Annotated in this window: 2 protein-coding genes and 1 pseudogene; all 3 read right to left on the bottom strand. The window is 61.0% G+C overall.

Annotated elements, in window-relative coordinates:
• Positions 1-1042 (bottom strand): annotated as a pseudogene (locus ABX749_RS24460) (DNA mismatch repair protein); the annotation flags it as partial.
• Between the two features lie 18 nt (positions 1043-1060).
• On the bottom strand, positions 1061-2695 hold the full coding sequence (locus ABX749_RS24455; RefSeq protein WP_372898298.1) for a hypothetical protein: 1635 nt from the start codon (positions 2693-2695) through the stop codon (positions 1061-1063).
• Between the two features lie 168 nt (positions 2696-2863).
• Positions 2864-3817, bottom strand: a complete 954-nt coding sequence (locus tag ABX749_RS24450) for an EamA family transporter (RefSeq protein WP_372898297.1) — start codon at positions 3815-3817, stop codon at positions 2864-2866.
• Positions 3818-4128 lie beyond the last annotated feature (311 nt).

The raw sequence follows: 4128 nt of genomic DNA, 5'->3' as shown, positions 1-4128 counted from the left end.
CCAGACGGGCTGATTGTTCCGGGTCATCCAACAGCACACGATGCAGATGGTCCAGCCGATCCCCCGGGGAGTGTTCGTCGGACTGAGCGTCCGCTTCGCTATCCAACCATTCGGCCGCGGAGAACAGTTCGCGATACTCATCGACCGACTGACGACTGGCCATGGCGATCGAAAAAATCTGGTGAACCGGCCCCAGCATGACCGTGGTGATGACGACGTTGATCACGACCAACCCGATCGCCACCGCGAGCGCAATCTGTGCGACGACTGTGGGTACCACGCCGATCCGCGACGCGATCAGCACCAGGACGGAGACGATCGCCGCCAGGGCGGAGGCGTTCGCCCAAGTCGACAGCCAGCGGTTCTTGTCCAACCACGAATCGGATTGCGACCAACGGATGAATTCATCGGGGTCGCCGGTTCCCTCGCCGACATGTGCGGCCAGTGAATAAAAACGAAAACGCTCGTCTCTCCGCGGCGTCAACCGTTGGACCGCTGCACTGCGGCCCCGCGCGACCTCTGCGTCGGCGACCCCGGTCAACCAATTCGCCAACGTGCGCACTCCGATCGTCGTGCCGGCCATCGAAACGAATTGGAACAGCGAACTTTTGCCGAGCAGATCCAAATCATCGGCGACGTCTTTCTGGTGTTCTTCCAGCTGGACGGTTTTTAATTTCGCCCGTGTCGTTTTCCAATCCAATGCGTCCCAGTCCCGGCGGGTCCGCGCCAACAGCCGCTCGGTCACCTTGTTCGCCCGCGTCTGTTCGGCCATCGCGTCGCGAATCGGTTCGTTTAAGATCGCCGCGACCAGAAAGCCGGCCAACAAACCAAACCCGACGATCCAGCCCGGTGTCCCGAGATGGGCAAAGAACGTGAACGCGAGCACGGCCACCGCGGCGCCGAACAACGCCAAGCGGATCATCGCAAACAGGGAATCCCGTGAACGGAGTGCTTTGAGCCGTTCCGCCGACGCCTGGAGCAGGCTTTGGTAGCGGTCCGCGGCGGGCTCTGCTGCCGCCTGGCTCTGTGGAGAATCAACCATGTTCGCTTCTTGCTCTTGCTAGACCGTCTGGATTCCGCCGGCAGTCCCTGATTGCCGCACCGCCTCGGATCGTCCCCGCTGGACGACCTTCAACGCAACCCGATCCTGTAAGTTCGGCCGAAAGATAGTCAGCAACAGCAGTGGCAGGAACCACGCGATGTACAACCCGCCGCCATAGCCATGCCAAAATTGAACCGCAACCATCACCGCGGCCGAACAACCGATCAGCGTGCCCAAGTTTTTCGGCGACGGCCAAGCGGCGAACAGCGTGCAAAGAATGCCAAAGGCGACGATCACCGGCAACCGCCAGCGAGGATCCCAGCCTAAGCCCCAAATCCCGCGGGGCTCCTTCGTCGGCAAAAACAACCCGAACATGCGACGCAGGTGGTCGACCAGCGAATCGGTGCCGCCGAAGGTCAACAGCATGACCAGGATCGCCAACGTCACGATCACGCCGATGGCAAACCGACGGACGCCACGCTGCCAGTAAAAACTGCACCACAGCGGCAACAAGAACAACGGGTAATAGACCAGACCGGCCGCCAGCCCCAGAAAAATCCCGGCGAAAACCGGTCGGCGATAATTGAGCACCGCCCACAACAACAGTGCAGCCGGCAGCGCATGATCCACACGGCCGGTCATCTGCGCCGTGTAGGGCAGCATCAAATACAACAGCGAGCAACCGACGCCGCTGCGCAAGTTGCCGAAGTGGCGATTGCCGATCAACACCAGACCCACGATGATCGCCAAGTGCGCCGAGATCGCCAGCACCTTGGCCAGAATCGTCCAGCTCCGCCTGCTCTGGTCCAACTCGTCCGCCGTGGGTTCCTCTTCGCCGCCAAGCGCCTGGCTGACCGGACGCGTTGTGATCGTCGGCAAGCGATGCATCAACGCATACCCCGGACCCAGCTCCGGACCCTGCCAGACGCTCATCCGCGGCGTGCTGGTGGCGACGTTGACCATCATGAAGATAAACAGGCAGATGCTGATGAAGTACAAACCGCCGACGGTCAGGTTGGGGTCCAGCAACGGACGCCGCACCATCAGCGGATCGATCATCAAGCGGATCAAAATCATCATCTCGACCGCGAACAGCATGATGAACCCGCTGCGTTGCAGTTGTTTGGCCGAAAGCTCGGCATCGGACTCGGTCTGGCCGGGGTCCAACGACGTCGCTTCCAACCGCTCATCGAGCGCATGCCGTTCTGTCTGCAACGGCAGGTTGGTTTCCTCATGGATCGTCGGCCGCACGTTGCCGGTTGGGCCCGCCGATTCCGAACCGGCCGTCTGCATGACAGGGGTCGTGACCAAGACCGAGGCCGAATCCGAAGTGAATGGACGATCGGCCGAATCGGAGGATTCCAGATCCCGCAAGGGCGACGGGACGATGTGCCGGGGACGGGCCGACTCGGTGTCCGGATCCGCTTGACCGCGCGTCGCAATCTCGCCCGATTCCATCTCCCGGAGATGCCGCCGGCGGCCCTCATGAACCATCAGCAACCCCGGCGCCAGCAAAATCAGCAGGACGATGTCCAGGTTGCGGACACTCCAGAACCGGTGAAAGACGAAGTACAACCCGATCGTCAGGAACGATGAAAGATAGACCCAGGTCGTCGGGTCCGGCCGCTTGTAATAAAGCAGAAACTCGCTCATGGGACGTTTGCGACGGTGTCCTACCGCCCGCCTCGGTCAAACCCGTTGGAAGAATCGCAGCAAAAGTCGTTCCAATACAATCGCCCTAGCATACGTGCCCCGGGCAGGCGTGAAAACCACTGTGAAAGACCACCGTGCCGGAAAATCCGCCATCGGATGCACTTGCACTCAACCGTGCCACGTCAGCAGCACCACGCCCAGCAAAATGACGGCGACACAGGCCGATTTGGCCCGGAAATTCGCTTCACTGAGCGCTTTTGCCCCAAATCCCAACGCGATCACCACGCTGCTGCGGCGGACGACCGAAACGACCGACACCAGCGCTTCGGGGTCAGAAAGTGCGACGAAATAAAACCAATCGGCCAGAATCAGCAGTGGGCTGACCAACGCGATGCTCCACCGCCACCGGAAGGGCTGCGACAGGCGTTCGCCGACGTCTGCCGTTGGACTCGGTGACCCCGCAGATCGTTTCGGTGCATCGAACCGGTACCACCAGATCGCCAGCGGCACCATCACCGGAACCAAATCGATCGTAAACCAAGCCTGCATCGTGACCGGATCAAACCCCGCGTGCTGCAGCAGCCATTTGTCATAGATCGAACTGCATGCCCCCAGCAACGTCGCCATCGTCATCATCGCGACCCAGCGATTGCGGGTGAACCGAATCCCCTCGCGCCGGCCGACTAAGGTGAATCGCCAAAATCCGATCAACACGATGACGATGCCCGTCCATTGCAGCGGCGTCGGACGCTCCCCGAAAAACAAGATCGCGATCACGATCGTCCAAAACGGGCTCGTGGCGCGAATCGGAGCAGCGATCGAAAGCGGCAAGTGCTTCAGCGCCGAAAACGCAAACGTCCACGACGCCCCCACCAGCACGCTTTTCGATGCGATCAATCCATGCTCGCGCCAACTCAGCGGACGAACGACGAACGAGTCAAACGGGATGGTCTGCCCCCAGAACGTCGACCACACCACCAGTGGCAAATACAGCACCGCACCGATCGAGACACTGACCAGCAACACGATCGGAACCGCATTGGCCTGGACCGACCACTTCTTCGCGGCGTCGTAGACCCCCAACAACACGGCCGAAACGATGCTCAATAAGATCCAATTCATGCGTGAGAGCATGAGGGTAAACCGCGGCGCTGAGAACCACCAGAATTGCAAGGCCGCCCCAAGATGCATTGTCCGAGCCCGTAGGTGATGCTGCGCATCACACACGCTCGGAATGTTCCAACCAACCGCAACGGGCAACGGAGTAAAGCGCTGTTAGCGGCAGCGCGCAAGCCCTCCGGTCCGTTAACGCGTTTTCAACGCTGCCACCGGACGGCTCGCGCCGTTCCGCTAACACCAGCGGTGGCATGACCCCGGAACGGGGTGTCCATTGTTAGCGGCAGGGCGCGAGCCCTCCGGTCCGTTAACGCGTT

The sequence above is a fragment of the Stieleria sp. genome (assembly GCF_041595215.1).
GTDB classification, from domain to species: Bacteria; Planctomycetota; Planctomycetia; order Pirellulales; family Pirellulaceae; genus Stieleria; species Stieleria magnilauensis.
This window is presented reverse-complemented; position numbering and strand designations above follow the sequence as displayed.

What these genes read in the sequence shown, in the direction of transcription:
- ABX749_RS24455 (WP_372898298.1), bottom strand. Translation starts at nt 2,695, where the DNA reads ATGAGCGAGTTTCTGCTTTATTACAAGCGGCCGGACCCGACGACCTGG.
- ABX749_RS24450 (WP_372898297.1), bottom strand. Translation starts at nt 3,817, where the DNA reads ATGAATTGGATCTTATTGAGCATCGTTTCGGCCGTGTTGTTGGGGGTC.